We start from the raw sequence: 13,266 nt of genomic DNA, 5'->3' as shown, positions 1-13,266 counted from the left end.
TGATGGGCTAAGCCAATGCCTGCAAGTTTCCGATATAATACCTAGGGGGTAATGAAATTCAACGTCGGGAAAGAGTAATTCATTGGGGAGTGGGATAATTCGTGGAACTGCAAGGTCTAGGGTCAATCAATCTACCACTGAAAAATCAAGGTATTCAACCTGGTCAGAGATTTCTTATCGAAGTAATCCATAGAGATCCCAGCGGAAAAGCCCAGATTCGCATCGGAGGACAGGTTATCCCGGCTTTGCTGGAGACCTCTGCTCAGCCTGGAGAGAAGTTTTTGGCAACAGTACAAAGGATCGATGCAAGTGGTATTGTACTTGCACGGGATAAAAGCACTATTGGAGATAAAGCCGCTTTATTAGATCCTCAAGGAATAGAGCGTTTGTATATTGAGTTTGGACAAAACAAAGAGAATTCACTATCGAATTTGTTACGGCAAATCCTCAGTGATGGGAAGGGCACGTCGGTACCTAGCGATGGGAAGGGTGTACCGGTACCCAGCGATGGGAAGGGCACGCCGGTACCCAGCGATGGGAAGGGCACGCCGGTGCCCAATGATGGCAAGGGTGCGCCGGTACCCAGTGATGGCAAGGGTACGCCGGTACCCAGTGATGGGAAGGGTACGCCGGTACCCAGTGATGGGAAGGGTACGCCGGTACCCAGTGATGGCAAGGGTACGCCGGTACCCAGTGATGGCAAGGGTACGCCGGTACCCAGTGATGGGAAGGGTACACCGGTACCCAGTGATGGCAAGGGTACGCCGGTACCCAGTGATGGGAAGGGTACGCCGGTACCCAGTGATGGGAAGGGTACGCCGGTACCCAGTGATGGGAAGGGTACGCCGGTACCCAGTGATGGGAAGGGTACACCGGTACCCAGTGATGGGAAGGGTACACCGGTACCCAGTGATGGGAAGGGTACACCGGTACCCAGTGATGGGAAGGGTACGCCGGTACCCAGTGATGGGAAGGGTACGCCGGTACCCAGTGATGGGAAGGGTACGCCGGTACCCAGTGATGGGAAGGGTACACCGGTACCCAGTGATGGGAAGGGTACGCCGGTACCCAGTGATGGGAAGGGTACGCCGGTACCCAGTGATGGGAAGGGTACACCGGTACCCAGTGATGGGAAGGGCGCATCGGCACCCGGTGATGGAAAGAGTACACCGGCACCCGGCGATGGGAAGGGTGCGCCGGTACCCAGTGATGGGAAGGGTACACCGGTACCCAGTGATGGAAAAGGCACACCTATACTCAGCGATGGGAAGGGCGCGCCGGTAGCCAACGATGGGAAGGGCGCACCAGTGCTTAGTGATGGAAAGAGTTCCCCCGTACTCAATGAGGCAAAGGTCGTACAGTTAAGCGAAGGTAAAAACCTGAATGCCCCAGGTAGTGTTCAAAATGATTCTGATGCTGAGAGAATAGGCCTTACAAGCAAAGAACTCATTGCTTCCTTTGTAAACAACACTGTCCCACAATGGTCCAGTTTAAGCAAAGATGGTTTTATGCAGCTCTTTCTCCTCTTTCGGGGGCTGGGTTTAGACTATGAGCGCAGGCTTAAGAATTTAGATAGCTCTAAGGATCCTGAAAAGAGCAATTTACAGGCGGAGCTTAAGAGGAGTCTTAAAGGAATTCTTCTCTCCTTACTTACAAGAGGTGGTGGCAATGGTGATGAGAAATCTCTTGCCACTAATCTTCTTGATCGCTTAACCGGACAGCAGATCCTCTTGCAGGGTGGGAATTCCGAAGCTCCCTTTTATCTTATGGAAATCCCTCTTCAATCTGAAGGAGAACTCTATAATCAGACCTTAGCCATTAAGGCCTCTCGGAAAGGTAACAAACTGGACTTGGATCATTGCCGCCTGGCCCTTCGTGCCGAGACCCCCACTTTAGGTGAACTGGGCTTGGAAGGATGGATCTATGAAGCTCAACTAACCCTTAAGGTGTTTAGCGATAATCCGGAGCGTTTGCAGTCTTTGGTCGAAGAAAATTTTGCCCACACCCGTGAAATTTTTAATCAGATGGGAATGAGCCTGCATCCTATCACGGTGGGACCGCTTGAGACAGCCGATGAATTCCATCGTTTTCTTAAAGGAGAACTGCGTGAGGGGGTGGATTATCAAGTATGAGAGAGAAAGCCGCTGCTCTGGCCTATGATCAAAGCGGTGCACCTAAAGTGGTTGCTAAAGGCACTGGAGAAGTTGCTCGCAAAATTATTGAACAAGCCATTGAATATGGAATCCCCATCCAAAAGGATGAGGTTCTTGTGGAAACCCTCATGAGAGTAGAATATGGGGAAGAAATTCCTCCACAACTCTACCAAGTTGTGGCTGAGCTTTTAGCGTTTGTTTACCGTCTGGATAAACTTGCCAACGATCGTACAAAGAGTTGAGGAAGATGCGTATAAGGGCATACAATCAGTTCGTAATTCTGATTGTATGCCCTTATATTCATGAGTTGAAAATTAGCATAGTCTTTTGAAAAAGACAAAAAACGATATAATGCAACAATTGATTAGGCATCGACCTGCTGTTTTTTAAGGTTTAATTGTCGCTTGGCCAAGACGGCAGCCACTTGCTCCGTATCTCCAAGTTGGACTCCGTTAAGACGCCACTCCCGGAATATCTGCCAAAATTGCTGTTCGGAAATACGGCGGGTATAGCGCTCAGATTCATCATCATATGGCCAAAAAACATCAACCCAAAGGGTTCCCCGATTGGTAAGTACCAGTACAAAATGATTCAATTCGGGGATGGGGGACTCAGTATTGCGCATGAGGATATGGGATCGACCGTTCGGGAAGTCTGTTTTTAAATAAACTAACTTCATCAGGATCCTCCTTGTCACACATTGATGCGATTCACAATTCAAGTATAGCACTTTAAGAAGCAAAAAACGATGACTGTAAGAATTTTCTTCACCATGATCGAAAAGCCTTGCAGTATAGTCTATGTAAGACACGGAAAAAAAGTGAAGCGTTCATAATTATTGCATGATTGATGAAGGGTTGGGATAAAATAAAAAACAAATAAATGGTTGTTCAGGGGAGGTACCAGCATGCTTACTATCGTTCATACTTTTGATGCACCCGATCGTGACCGGTTATTATCGGATATTCGCAGCGGTCTGGACACGTTAGAGCAGGTGGGCGGATTTAAATACGCCAGCATCAACGAACAAACCAATTCCAATGAGATTATGGTGATGACCAAATGGGATGATCTCAACGCATACGAAAATTGGGCGGCCGGAGTTGGCGAAAACAAAGCCTTTAAGCAGGCTACCCCGCAGATGTTTGATGTCATTGATGAGAGATATTAAAAGAATGATGTAAGCAAAAGGTTGAAGGCAGAAAAGGAGATAGAGCAGGATCTCCTTTTCTTATACCTATCAGGGACGATAGAGTTTTATCCTCACAGGGCTAGAAAGCACAAAAATTTTGTAGTGAATTATTAAAAAATTTAAAATATTGTGAGGATTTTTCTTTACGATTTGTGTATAATAGGGATAGACTCAAGAGAGAAACTATGGAGGTGTTTAGATTTGAGGGTAGCTTTAGTGGTCAATCCTGTAAAAGAATGCCAAAGCTGTACACAGCGTGATGAGCGGGAAGTATCTGCCCATATTCTTGCCTACCAAATCGCTCACCAGCTTCTGTCAAGTGTACCGGGACAAATTCAAGTGGATGGAAGTCGGCTGATTGTCAATCTCCAGGCACACGACCCCCTCCATTTTGATTTGCGCTCGGGATCTTTATATACAAAAAACTTGAATATACCCCTTGAACAACGGTACCGCAAGGAAAAAGGCCTTGAGGAATTAGCAAGACAAATAAAGGAAGAGATTCAAATCACTCCCCTTGATACGGAACATCACGTTGACCCTTTGATGACGTTAATTGTCAAGCTCATTGAAATTTACCATGCTCGATGCGGGCTTCATATTTCGTCAGTGCAATGTCAGGAAAATAAAACGATCTGGGAAGTCAGATTACATGAAGATGGCCCTAGCGGCTGGATACAAAGTGACGGGGTGCTGCGGAATCGTTTCGGTGAAGAAATGAACCTGTCAGAGTGGATGCATTTGCGACCAGAAAAATTAGCCATGTATGTCTTTGGTTTCAATCGATTCTGCCGCCATTTTCCCAGTCCGGTTAAAGCCAACCCTTGATAAGTGATTTAAATGATCTATAAAGACAACAAGAAGCCGCTGTCAAGCGAGCTTCTTGTTTTTCAGTGGGCCGAATGAGTTTTAACCTGGGCGTTGCCAGGTATTTGTTCGGTTTTCTGCTGCATCTTTAAATATTCTTCAAAAGCGGATTGGAGATTCGGATTAGCAATTCCTTGCAGGACGATGCTTTGGTTCAATAGGACCCGACTGGGATGATTACCTATGACCTCAATCTGAATAGACGATATATGTAGAGTCTTGAGCTCATTATCAATGAGAAGCTCAAAGGGCTTTACCTCAGGAAAGGTTGCTTCCAAAAGGACGGTCCCGGTAGGTTCGCCGGGCAGGCTGCCTGGAGTTTCATCTGCAGCTCCGCCATCGCTGACATTTGGGGTAGCTTGGCCATCCTCTTTGCTCGCGGGCGGGTCCTTTGCCGGTTCTAAGGCATCGGCAGTAATAGTGGCTCTTTCTTCAGATAGAACAAGAGCGTCTTCCGACTGTTGAGGTGGGGCTGATGCAAGGTCACCTTGGGCCAAGGCTTCACCGGGCTCTGCTTCAGGAATGGAATGGAGATCGCTTAAAACAAAGGAGGCTTCGAGGAGAAGTTTTTGCATGACAGCGATATTCGAATTCCAGGTTAATTCTATGGGTGTTCTTTGTATAGTATCCTCTGCAGAAACGGAGACGATGCTGTAAGTGCCCTCTTTAGTTAAAAAAGGTCTATCGGCGCAGCCGCTCAAAATAAAGAGCAGCAGAATAAGGCACATCAGTGAAGATATCCTGCGCAACTTAATCAAGTTTATTTCCTCCTGAACACTGCATTAATGTCAATTACTATTAATTCGCTTTAAAAAAGCTAAACCCTTTTTTTGAAGTCCTGCATTGATTCCCTGGGCAAATATGTGTAAAATGACTTTCAGAAAGGGGCTCACTAATGATTAAAGGAAAAATAGTAGTTATTGATATTGAAACCACCGGATTTGATATCTATAACGATGAAATCATAGAATTTGCTGCCCTGTGCATTGAAGAGGGGGAGGAAGCGGAGGCTTTCAGCGTTTTAATCTCACCCCGGAGGCAAGTTCCGGAGCGGATTTTACGACTGACGGGTATCTCTCCGGAGGAACTAAAGCAAGCCGGTTCCCTTCAGGCTTATCGTGATAAAATTCTGGATCTCTTCCAGGATGCCATTATCGTGGGGCATAATGTGGAGTTTGATTTAGGGTTTCTCGAGCAGGCCTTAACTATTCATTTTGAAAACACTCTCTGGGATACATTGGAGATTGCCCGCATCCTTTACCCGAATATGCCCAAATACAAACTGGGCGACTTAACCAAGAGTCTCGGTTTGACGCCCCTGGAAAAGGCCCACCGGGCATTATTTGACGCCCGGGCCGCTTGGGAGCTGCTGCAAGCCTGCTGGGAAAAAGGGTTGACTTTGGATTTGGGTTTCTACCAAAGAGCCCTTGCCCTTGCCGGTAACGCACGGGTGGCCGGCTTTTTGCGGGAATTAGAGAAAACCGTCAAGCGAAAATTTCCTGAACGCCTGATTCGAACCGACCTAGTGCTTTATGAGCAGGATTTAGGCCTTTTTGAAGAGTTAGAGGAGGAAGAAACCTTCTCAGAAGACGTGGGATGGATTGAATCCTGCTTTTCTTCAGGGGGCATTCTGGAAAATAAACTTAAAAGTTATGAAAGCCGTCTTGGCCAGCTGCAGATGGCCAAAGCCGTGGGTGAGTCCTTGACAGGCTCGACTCATATCGTCATCGAGGCTGGAACGGGTACAGGGAAATCCTATGCCTATTTAATTCCCGGCCTGTGGTGGTCTAAAAAAACAGGCAAAAAAGTCGTGGTGGCTACGCATACCATTCCTTTACAGGAGCAGATTTTTAAAAAAGATCTTCCTCTGCTTGCTCAGGTCCTGCCCTTTTCTTTCCGTGGGGCCTTATTGAAAGGAAAATCAAATTATATATGCTTGAAAAGATGGTCTTTTACCCTGGGCGTCACTGCGGAATTAGCTCCAGGTGAACGGCTGGCGCTGCTCAGCGTTATGGTGTGGCTTAGGGAAACAACCACCGGGGATTGGCAGGAGGTCTCCCAAATTCCCAGCCTGAACAAGCTATGGGGGAGCCTGAATTGCGAGGAAGAGAGCTGCATCCCTGGAAAATGCTCTCACGCCAATCGCTGTTATATGCTGCAGTCCCGTAAACGCGCCGAAGAGGCCGACTTGATCATCGTTAATCACTCTCTCCTCTTTTCGGATATCAAAACAGAGAAGAATATCCTGCCCGAATACCATGAATTGATCATAGACGAGGCCCACCATCTCCATCAAGCGGCTTTGGAGCAATTAGGCAATGAGATCAGCCTGGAACAGATTTCCCGGGTCCTGAATTTGCTCAGCCGTTCTATGGCCGGCAGTTTCTACGGGAATGTCAAAGCAAGGGCTCAAGTCTGGGAACGCCTTCTTTCCGTGGCTCTTTGGGAACGTTTTCGCGGCTATCTTGAGAAACTACCGGAAGCCTGTGATGAACTCTATCAACAGGCTGAAGAACTTTTTGCCACCTTTGCCCAAATAGTGGGAAATGAACTTTCCTATCGCTTAACGGTTCACTGCCACCAGGAAAGCTGGTGGCCAACTGTCGCCGTGCAAATCGAAAATTTGTTAGGGCGGCTTAAGATCATAACGGATTTATTGAAAGCCATGCTTAATCTTCTGGATGCTCAGGATGATGAGGATTCGGCAGCTCTTGCCCATGAGATTTCAGGGCGAATACGGAATCTTGAAGAGATGCGAGAGTGTTTCGTTCTTGCTCAGCAAGTGGATCAGCCTACCCGGGTCAGTTGGCTGGAACAAAGCAATCGGATTCTGCTGAAAACCTCGCCGGTGGATGTGAGCAACCTTCTTAAGGAGAAACTGTTTGCACCCCTGGACTGCGCTGTTTTGACTTCCGCGACCATCAGCATTGCCAATTCCTTTCAGCACTTTTTGCGGGAAATTGGTTTAGATGAAAGTACGCCGTCTTTATTGGTGGATTCTCCTTTCGATTATGAGCGTCAGATGCAGCTTCTGGTCGTAAAGGACTTAGTGGATGTTAAGCATTGCGATTTGTTCAATACAGAGGAAGTGGCGCTTTTTATATCTGAGGTAACTGAGCGTATGCAGGGGAGAACCCTGGTGCTTTTTACCTCCCATCGCTTTTTACGGGAGATTCACTTGCCTTTAAGCCGCTACCTGGGAGGCTCAGGAATTGAACTGCTGGCTCAAGGTATAGACGGAGGACGTCAGGCCATTCTCGAAGCATTTCTCAACAACTCCAGGAGTGTTTTGTTGGGGGCCAGTAGTTTCTGGGAAGGTATTGATATCCCTGGAGATGCCTTGTCCTGTGTTATTCTCGTAAAATTACCTTTTGGCCCGCCTAATCGCCCGCTTATTGCAGCACGGTCGGAGTATCTTGAAGCACAAGGGAGAAATCCTTTCTACGAGTTTCTTCTTCCCGAGGCTGTACTTCGGTTTAAACAAGGCTTTGGCCGCTTAATCCGCTCTAAGTCGGATCGAGGGCTGGTGATTCTATGCGATGGCCGGGTCATTCATAAGCGCTATGGGAGACATTTCTTGAGTTCCCTGCCGGTCAAAACTCATATTCGAACCAGCAGGTCGCAAATTCTCGACAAAATTGATCTGTGGTTTGACGAGGAATATCAAAAGGAACTGCTTTTATAATTTGTGAAAAGATGATACACTTAAGCATAATTGCAGTCAAGCTTCCTGGGCCTTACCAAGGTGCATGGATGAGATGTAAGATGTTCTCCCATCAGCTGGAGATAAGATGAAGCAAAGTCAGGTTAGTAAATGTTGGGAGAGTGACGTTGTGTGAGTGGCAAACCCATTAAGATGGATATGATTCCCAGTTTCTTTACCTTAGGGAATTTATTTTTTGGATTTCTGTCCTTGCTCTGGACGATGAATGGCGGATATAAAATGGCTGCCGGGTTTATTCTTTTATCTGTGCTTATGGATAGTATGGATGGCAAGGTAGCCCGTAAACTCTCCGTGAGTTCAGATTTCGGCAAAGAGCTGGATTCTTTATGCGATGTGGTCTCCTTTGGCGTGGCGCCGGCGATTTTAACCTATCAGCTCGTGCTGGCCACCCATATGGGAGTTTGGGGCATGCTTCTTGCTGCCGCTTTTGCTTTATGCGGAGCAGTCCGCTTGGCACGGTTTAATGTTCTCAATATCAGCACCCATTTTTTGGGCGTGCCGATTACCTTTGCCGGCGGGCTGATGGCCTTAATGGTCCTTTTTTACAGAAATCTGCCTTGGTTGGTTTTTCCTGTGGCTCTGGCAGTGTTGGCCGTTCTCATGGTCTCCACGTTCAAAGTTCCTAAGTTGGGGAAATAACAGGTTTTAATGTCCGTACAGCCAATGACAAAGTGTTTGATCTTATGCGGGTACAGAGTATTGCTCTGTATCCTTTTTTTTCACCTTTTTCACCCATTCAAGGATTTTTGCATATAGTATGGCACGGAAACACTTGTATGGAGGGAAGAGCATGGATAATCAACAAGTGAATTGGGCCAATGTGGGATTAAGAATGGTGCAGGGATTAACAACCGTTATTGATGCTATTCGGCAGCTCGACGCCCAAGAGGCTTCTTTAGTTATGAAACTGCTGGGAAAAACCTGTATGAGGACTATGAAAGAAGGGGTCGGTCATCAATTTGGGATCGCATTAGTAGAGACCAGTGCCCAATTAGCTATGAGTGAGAAACTCGTTGTTGAGGATGTCTTAAAAATCATCAGCTCCATTATCGGACGGCTTTATTTCACAGCCAGCAGCGAAGAGGAAAAATTACTGGTTGCTCAATTGGAAGACGCAGTGAAAAATTACCAAATTATTTGAGTCCCATCAGGTGGCCTATTGCATAAAGTAATAAAGAAGGAAAGAGGTGATCTGAATGAAGGTTTACTATGTCCGTCTGCCTGAGTTCGTACTCAGCTTCCTCCGCAAGGTATTTAATTAGTCAAATAAAAATTACTTAAGACATGACATGAAAGAGAGTTCCCTCCTATAGAATAGAGTAGGAAGACAAGCAAGGAGGGAAAACATGGCTAGAAGTCGTTATGTCTGGATCATGGGAATTACACTCGTTTGTTTACTGGGGATTGTTGCCTGGAAATCTCCCCAATCTGTTATGGTGTCTCTGACCCAACCCCACTATGCGGATTCGCCTCAGGCAGCTGTACAGCGTTTTTGGGGTTATCTGGACACGAGACAACTGGAGCTGGCAGAACAGCTGCTCATGGCTAAGGAACTCAATCCACTGGGGCAGCAGGAATTTGAATTATGGAAGGCTCAGGTTAAAAATAACCCCCTAATCAGCCTGAAGAAGATGGAATTAGCAGATTCTCCCCAGCCCAACAGCGTTTTGGTCAATGTAGAATGGACCTCGCCGGCCAAGGAAAAAATCGTGCAGACTTATGTAATGGAAACCCAAGCCACCTCTGAAGGTTGGAAAATCATTCAAATTCAAAAGCTGGATGTTCAGTCCCTAGCTCTTCAATAACTTACGCGCCTTGGAGCGCGTTTTTTTATTGTCAGAAAGCATAAATTTGCGTTAGATACTTTCTAAGTATATTTCCGTTCAGAACGGTTTAAACTGAGATGTAAATCCTGAGCGTGTTTCAAAAAACACACTTAGGAGTGCTGTAGGTCACATCAGCAGGAATAAATTTTTGTTAGACTTAAGCCATCATTATAAAGGGGGATATGAACATGGCCGATACGAAAAAAGAAAACATTGAGCGGGAATGCTCACATTGCGGAACAACCAGTGAGCTTACACCTGTTATAACTTATGTACATCAAGGGGATGAAAAGCACGTTTGTGTGCATTGTCTGCCGATGTTAATTCATGGCTAAAGGATATCGAGGTGTTTAAAATGAAATTTACATTAGAAATGAAACTCAAGGACATCATGGCCGCCAACCCTAAAACGGTTGAAGCAATGCAGGAATTAGGGTTGCATTGTCTGGGGTGTCCTTTTTCGGTAAATGAAACCCTGCTTAATGCTGCTCAAATGCACAAGCTCGACCCTGAAAAGCTTCTGGAGGCTGTTAATTCAGTGGAGCAAGGGGAGATGTCTGAAGCTGCCAAAGCTAAAGCTCAACCCAAGGGTGCCATTCTACAAATGGATAAAAAGACCTTCGCTATTGCCCCCCATATTCCGGCAGGGGTAGCTACCCCCGAAATATTGCGGAAAATTGCTGATGTAGCGGAAAAATACAATGCCGCCGCAATTAAGGTGACTTCCGCCCAACGGATTGCTATCGTTGGCTTGAAGCCGGAAGTTATCCCGGCTGCCTGGGATGATTTGGGGATGGATCCCGGACATGCTATAGGACTATGTGTCCGCAGTGTCAAAGTATGCCCTGGTATGACTTTCTGCAAGCGTGGTCTCCAGGAAACCCTGGGTATCGGAATGGAAGTGGATAAGCGCTACCATGGTATGTCCCTGCCTGCAAAGTTTAAAATCGGGATTGCCGGCTGCCCCAATAAATGTACGGATTCCATGAATGTGGATCTGGGAATCATGGGAACCAGCAAAGGATACCATGTCTATGTGGGCGGAAATGGCGGCGTCAAACCCCGCCGGGGAGATTTGCTTCTGGAGAATCTCCAATCCGATCAGCTCATTCCCGTCATTGATGCAGTGATGGAGTATTTTAAAGAGAATGCCAAGCCTCAGGAGCGCCTGGGCCGGCTTATTGATCGCGTAGGCCTGGAAGGGTTGCAAGAAGCTGCTCAAGACGTTGTGAATGCCTAAAACAGACCACAGATAAATAAATATGAGCAAAATACCAGGGGGGCGTATCGAAGTGATACGCCCCCCTGTGATAGTATAGAGTAGTATTAGTCAAGGTGGATGGCATCTGTGGGGCAACCATCCGCAGCTTCCTGGGCAGATTCCTCCAGTTCACTGGGAACGGGGTTTACATACGCTTCAGCAAGCCCCTCGTCATTCATGCGAAATATTTCGGGGCAAATGGATGCACAAGCACCACAACCAATGCAATTTTCATCTACTGATGCAGTCATTATTAAATAGACCTCCTTTGCTAAACTCAACACTCAATGTTCCCTTATTCTGGAGATGTTATACATATTACGGAAGGATGAGAAAGAAAAATGGCATCACAATTTATCCTGCGCCAAGCCCAAGTTAAGGATTTGGAACGAATCAATGCAATATATAATTGGGCTGTCCTCAACACGGTTGCAACCTTTGATCTGGAAGAGCGCTCCTTGGCGGCGGCAGAGGTCTGGTTTGGTAATCATCAAGACCCTTATTATCCTGTCTATGTGGTGGAAAACCAGGGACAGGTTACAGGGTGGGGCAGTCTGTCGCCTTTTCATCCCCGGGCGGCCTACAAACAAAGCGGAGAGTTTTCCATCTACATCGCTCCTGAGTGGACCGGTCAATCCATGGGAGATGCACTGCTGAAAGTTCTTTGTCAGGAGGCGAAAAAATTAGGCTACCATACTCTATTAGGCCGTATTACTTCGACCAATGAAAAGAGTATTTCCTTAGCTAAAAAGCATGGTTTTTGGGAAGCCGGGAAGTATCATGAAGTGGGGACGAAGTTTGGGCAATGTTTGGATGTCATGATCATGCAGATCATTTTTTAATAAGTATCTTTTTGGCAATCTCAACGCAGGGGATTTTATATGAATTTTCTAGCATATTCGTGAATAATCATGGGGGACTGACCCTTCTGGGGAAAAATGGAATAAAATAACGAGATTTAATTTACATTAATATCCAGAAAACCCCCTATTATAAGGACTTTAAGAATAATCGGTTAATTATGCGGTTTACTTATTTTTTACGATTTCGACATCCCAGCTAACGTATAATAAGGTCACCGGCAGAAGACAAGAGAGAATTGACATTATAGCAAGATAATAAGGACCGGAAAATTACCATAAGGCAGGATGATAAAGAAAATGGGAAGAAAAATCAAAATTGTCGTCGCTGACGATAACCGTAATTTGTGCCAAATGTTACAGGATTTTCTCCAAAGTCAGGATGACCTCGAGGTGATAGGGATAGCGTACAATGGAGTCGAGGCTTGGGATCTGATTCAATCTCAGGAACCGGATCTTGTCATCATCGATTTGGTTATGCCGAGTCTGGACGGGTTAGGTGTTTTGGAAAGAATAAACGGACGGACGACGGCTTCACGGCCCAAGGTTATCATGCTTACCGCCTTTGGTCAGGAATCCTTAACCCATCAGGCCATGATACTTGGCGTAGATTATTTTATTCTGAAGCCTTTTGATCTGGAGATTCTGGGCAAGAGGATCCGTAGTCTGACCCAAAGCGCACCCTCCTCATCGACTCCGATGACTTCGGCAGTGAATGCTGTGACCAACGCAGGCACAAGTGTTAATTTAGGGGCAGAAGTGACGAATATGATGCATCAAATCGGCATTCCAGCTCATGTCAAGGGATACCAGTACATAAGAGATGCGATTCTCATGGTCGTCGAAGATGTGTCTTTATTGGGGGCGGTAACCAAGGAGCTCTATCCGGCCATTGCCAAGAAATATGATACTGCACCCAGCCGTGTGGAGCGAGGTATCCGGCATGCCATCGAATTGGCATGGGAGCGGGGACATACGGAGACGCTAAAACGCATTTTCGGATATTCTATGAATATTGAACGACAAAAACCAACCAATTCAGAATTTGTTGCCCTTCTTGCCGACAAATTGAGGGTTATGAGTAAAGTAAGTTAAAATCAGCAAGGCTTTTTGTCCGAAGCACTCCTATTCAATCATTGATAGGAGTGCTTTTTTCCAACCCTCTCAAGGCTTCCATGGCCTTCGACAAAGCTCTTCTTGCCATAATAGCGATGCCAATAATTGGCTGAGTTGCAAGAGCTCATCGCTTTTCGGTGAAGAATGCCCATCGCTAAGAGAGCTCTCAGGCTTGTTCCGGTCGTAAATAGTGTCGTTCTTCAATGTTTTTTAAAAGCTGTCCTTGCTTTAGTATAAGCCTGCGCGAAGGTTTTTTGCTTTCCTATG

Annotated in this window: 15 protein-coding genes; 12 read left to right on the top strand and 3 right to left on the bottom strand. The window is 46.3% G+C overall.

Annotation, left to right across the window (positions count from 1 at the left end):
* Positions 1 to 101: 101 nt before the first annotated feature.
* On the top strand, positions 102 to 2,132 hold the full coding sequence (locus DHAF_RS15145) for a hypothetical protein (protein ID WP_015944341.1): 2,031 nt from the start codon (positions 102 to 104) through the stop codon (positions 2,130 to 2,132).
* Positions 2,129 to 2,395: an EscU/YscU/HrcU family type III secretion system export apparatus switch protein gene (locus tag DHAF_RS15140; protein ID WP_005811967.1), complete on the top strand. Its 267-nt coding sequence runs from the start codon at positions 2,129 to 2,131 to the stop codon at positions 2,393 to 2,395. Before DHAF_RS15145 ends, DHAF_RS15140 begins: the two co-directional genes overlap by 4 nt.
* Positions 2,396 to 2,517: 122 nt before the next feature.
* On the opposite strand, the gene DHAF_RS15135 is transcribed toward DHAF_RS15140, so the two are convergent.
* Complete coding sequence (locus tag DHAF_RS15135) at positions 2,518 to 2,832, bottom strand: hypothetical protein (RefSeq protein ID WP_005811969.1); 315 nt, start codon at positions 2,830 to 2,832, stop codon at positions 2,518 to 2,520.
* A 228-nt stretch (positions 2,833 to 3,060) separates the two neighbouring features.
* Here DHAF_RS15135 and DHAF_RS15130 point away from each other — a divergent pair, with 228 nt between their 5' ends.
* A complete protein-coding gene (locus tag DHAF_RS15130) occupies positions 3,061 to 3,324 on the top strand; it encodes a hypothetical protein (protein WP_005811971.1) in 264 nt (87 codons plus the stop codon).
* Positions 3,325 to 3,474: 150 nt separating this feature from the next.
* Positions 3,475 to 4,173 carry a hypothetical protein gene (locus tag DHAF_RS15125; RefSeq protein ID WP_005811973.1) on the top strand — a complete coding sequence of 233 codons (699 nt, stop codon included), beginning with the start codon at positions 3,475 to 3,477 and terminating at the stop codon, positions 4,171 to 4,173.
* Between the two features lie 62 nt (positions 4,174 to 4,235).
* Here the strand turns inward: DHAF_RS15125 and DHAF_RS15120 are convergent, their stop codons facing one another.
* Complete coding sequence (locus DHAF_RS15120) at positions 4,236 to 4,970, bottom strand: hypothetical protein (RefSeq protein WP_011459916.1); 735 nt, start codon at positions 4,968 to 4,970, stop codon at positions 4,236 to 4,238.
* A gap of 137 nt (positions 4,971 to 5,107) precedes the next feature.
* On the opposite strand from DHAF_RS15120, the gene DHAF_RS15115 reads away from it, so the two are divergent.
* From DHAF_RS15115 to DHAF_RS15095, 6 genes are all read left to right on the top strand, one after another.
* The gene (locus DHAF_RS15115) at positions 5,108 to 7,897 is read left to right on the top strand and encodes a helicase C-terminal domain-containing protein (protein ID WP_005811978.1); all 2,790 of its coding nucleotides are present in this window, start codon (positions 5,108 to 5,110) and stop codon (positions 7,895 to 7,897) included.
* Between the two features lie 150 nt (positions 7,898 to 8,047).
* Positions 8,048 to 8,575, top strand: coding sequence for a CDP-diacylglycerol--serine O-phosphatidyltransferase (gene pssA / locus DHAF_RS15110; protein ID WP_011459914.1), 528 nt, complete (start codon positions 8,048 to 8,050; stop codon positions 8,573 to 8,575).
* Between the two features lie 151 nt (positions 8,576 to 8,726).
* The gene (locus DHAF_RS15105; protein ID WP_015944339.1) at positions 8,727 to 9,077 is read left to right on the top strand and encodes a recombinase; all 351 of its coding nucleotides are present in this window, start codon (positions 8,727 to 8,729) and stop codon (positions 9,075 to 9,077) included.
* Between the two features lie 205 nt (positions 9,078 to 9,282).
* Positions 9,283 to 9,741, top strand: coding sequence for a hypothetical protein (locus tag DHAF_RS15100; RefSeq protein ID WP_005811984.1), 459 nt, complete (start codon positions 9,283 to 9,285; stop codon positions 9,739 to 9,741).
* Between the two features lie 209 nt (positions 9,742 to 9,950).
* A complete protein-coding gene (locus DHAF_RS26110) occupies positions 9,951 to 10,097 on the top strand; it encodes a hypothetical protein (RefSeq protein WP_005811986.1) in 147 nt (48 codons plus the stop codon).
* A gap of 20 nt (positions 10,098 to 10,117) precedes the next feature.
* Positions 10,118 to 11,002 carry a DUF1858 domain-containing protein gene (locus DHAF_RS15095; RefSeq protein WP_011459913.1) on the top strand — a complete coding sequence of 295 codons (885 nt, stop codon included), beginning with the start codon at positions 10,118 to 10,120 and terminating at the stop codon, positions 11,000 to 11,002.
* An 86-nt stretch (positions 11,003 to 11,088) separates the two neighbouring features.
* Here DHAF_RS15095 and DHAF_RS15090 read toward each other — a convergent pair whose 3' ends face one another.
* On the bottom strand, positions 11,089 to 11,274 hold the full coding sequence (locus DHAF_RS15090; RefSeq protein ID WP_005811990.1) for a ferredoxin: 186 nt from the start codon (positions 11,272 to 11,274) through the stop codon (positions 11,089 to 11,091).
* 90 nt (positions 11,275 to 11,364) lie between these two features.
* Here DHAF_RS15090 and DHAF_RS15085 point away from each other — a divergent pair, with 90 nt between their 5' ends.
* On the top strand, positions 11,365 to 11,865 hold the full coding sequence (locus DHAF_RS15085; protein WP_005811992.1) for a GNAT family N-acetyltransferase: 501 nt from the start codon (positions 11,365 to 11,367) through the stop codon (positions 11,863 to 11,865).
* A gap of 318 nt (positions 11,866 to 12,183) precedes the next feature.
* On the top strand, positions 12,184 to 12,978 hold the full coding sequence (gene spo0A / locus DHAF_RS15080) for a sporulation transcription factor Spo0A (protein WP_015944338.1): 795 nt from the start codon (positions 12,184 to 12,186) through the stop codon (positions 12,976 to 12,978).
* Positions 12,979 to 13,266 lie beyond the last annotated feature (288 nt).

This window comes from Desulfitobacterium hafniense DCB-2, assembly GCF_000021925.1.
Taxonomy (GTDB): domain Bacteria; phylum Bacillota; class Desulfitobacteriia; order Desulfitobacteriales; family Desulfitobacteriaceae; genus Desulfitobacterium; species Desulfitobacterium hafniense.
This window is presented reverse-complemented; position numbering and strand designations above follow the sequence as displayed.

Excerpts from the sequence above, each read along its gene's own strand:
- DHAF_RS15105 (WP_015944339.1), top strand. The coding sequence starts at position 8,727 with ATGGATAATCAACAAGTGAATTGGGCCAATGTGGGATTAAGAATGGTG.
- DHAF_RS26110 (WP_005811986.1), top strand. The coding sequence starts at position 9,951 with ATGGCCGATACGAAAAAAGAAAACATTGAGCGGGAATGCTCACATTGC.
- DHAF_RS15135 (WP_005811969.1), bottom strand. The coding sequence starts at position 2,832 with ATGAAGTTAGTTTATTTAAAAACAGACTTCCCGAACGGTCGATCCCAT.
- DHAF_RS15140 (WP_005811967.1), top strand. The coding sequence starts at position 2,129 with ATGAGAGAGAAAGCCGCTGCTCTGGCCTATGATCAAAGCGGTGCACCT.
- DHAF_RS15115 (WP_005811978.1), top strand. The coding sequence starts at position 5,108 with ATGATTAAAGGAAAAATAGTAGTTATTGATATTGAAACCACCGGATTT.
- DHAF_RS15130 (WP_005811971.1), top strand. The coding sequence starts at position 3,061 with ATGCTTACTATCGTTCATACTTTTGATGCACCCGATCGTGACCGGTTA.
- DHAF_RS15100 (WP_005811984.1), top strand. The coding sequence starts at position 9,283 with ATGGCTAGAAGTCGTTATGTCTGGATCATGGGAATTACACTCGTTTGT.
- DHAF_RS15090 (WP_005811990.1), bottom strand. The coding sequence starts at position 11,274 with ATGACTGCATCAGTAGATGAAAATTGCATTGGTTGTGGTGCTTGTGCA.
- spo0A (WP_015944338.1), top strand. The coding sequence starts at position 12,184 with ATGGGAAGAAAAATCAAAATTGTCGTCGCTGACGATAACCGTAATTTG.
- DHAF_RS15095 (WP_011459913.1), top strand. The coding sequence starts at position 10,118 with ATGAAATTTACATTAGAAATGAAACTCAAGGACATCATGGCCGCCAAC.
- DHAF_RS15085 (WP_005811992.1), top strand. The coding sequence starts at position 11,365 with ATGGCATCACAATTTATCCTGCGCCAAGCCCAAGTTAAGGATTTGGAA.